This is a genomic window from Micromonospora sonneratiae (assembly GCF_042679305.1).
Classification (GTDB): domain Bacteria; phylum Actinomycetota; class Actinomycetes; order Mycobacteriales; family Micromonosporaceae; genus Micromonospora_H; species Micromonospora_H sonneratiae.
The window spans coordinates 1-1,141 of the sequence record NZ_JBHTMP010000165.1 but is presented as its reverse complement, the minus strand read 5'-3'; the positions used below and the strand labels follow the sequence as shown (position 1 = coordinate 1,141).

The window sequence follows — 1,141 nt, the reverse complement described above, 5'->3', positions numbered from 1 at the left end:
TGTTTGCCACGAGTTTCTTGATGTTGGTTTGAACGAGTTGGACTTTGGCGAGGATGTCGTCTGCGGTGGCGGTCCAGGTGAAGGGTCGGGGGTTGGCGTTCCAGGTGGCGATGTAGTCGCGGATAGATCGGATGAGGACCTGGACCGAGGAGAAGGTTCCACGGCGGATGGCCTGGCGGGTGATGATCCCGAACCAAATCTCGATCTGGTTGATCCAGCTGGACCCGGTCGGGGTGAAGTGGAAACGCACGTGCGGGTTGGCCGCTAGCCAGGCGAGAACGTCGGGGGTGGTGTGGGTGGACAGGTTGTCCAGCACGACGTGGACCTGGCGTCCCCGGTGCGGGGCCACAGCTTTCTTGAGGAAGGCCAGGAACGCCGCCCCGTTGCGGGACGGGCGGCACTCGCCGATCACCTCGCCGGTGGCGATGTTGAGGGCCGCGAACAGGTTGGTCGTACCGTGTCGGACGTAGTCGTGGGTGCGTTTCTCGGTGGCGTCGAACTCGATGGGCAGCAGCGGCTGGGTCCGGTCGAGGGCCTGGATCTGGGTCTTCTCGTCGATGCTGAGGACCACCGCGCCGCCGGGTGGGTCCAGGTAGAGGCCGACGATGTCGGCGACCTTGTTCGCGAACTGGGGATCCTTGCTGAGCTTGTAGGTGCCGGACCGGTGCGGTTTGAGCCCGTACTCACGCCACAGCTTCGCCACCCAGTAGTGGGAGACCGCCACACCCTCGATGCGGGTGACGTAGGCGGCCATCTCGCGGCTGGACCAGTGCGACAGGCCGGTATCTGTTGGTGGGCTCATCCTGGTCAACGCGAGGACCCGGGACCGGATCCGGGCGGGCACCTGTTCACGGGGCGCTCCGGGCCGCTGGTTGAACAGCCCGGCCGCGCCCTCGGCGGCGTAACGCCCCAGCCACAGGTCCACCGTCGGACGCGACACCCCGGCCAGCGCCGCGATGTCCTTCTTCCTGCGGCCTTCGGCGTGCCACAACACGATCCGCGCCCGCGTACCAACCGCCGCCGACACCTCCGTGCCGTTGATCAACGCCCGAAGCTCGGCCCGCTCATCCGACGACATCTCCACCGACACAGCCAACCACAACACATCTCAAGTAAAGACATCGGGATCACGAGACACTAG

1 protein-coding gene is annotated in these 1,141 nt (G+C 65.7%); it reads right to left on the bottom strand.

The annotated features are described in order from the left end of the window. Positions 1–1,078 (bottom strand): IS630 family transposase (locus tag ACFQ4H_RS34810; RefSeq protein ID WP_377579538.1); only part of this gene is annotated, 1,078 nt, incomplete at its 3' end. Positions 1,079–1,141 lie beyond the last annotated feature (63 nt).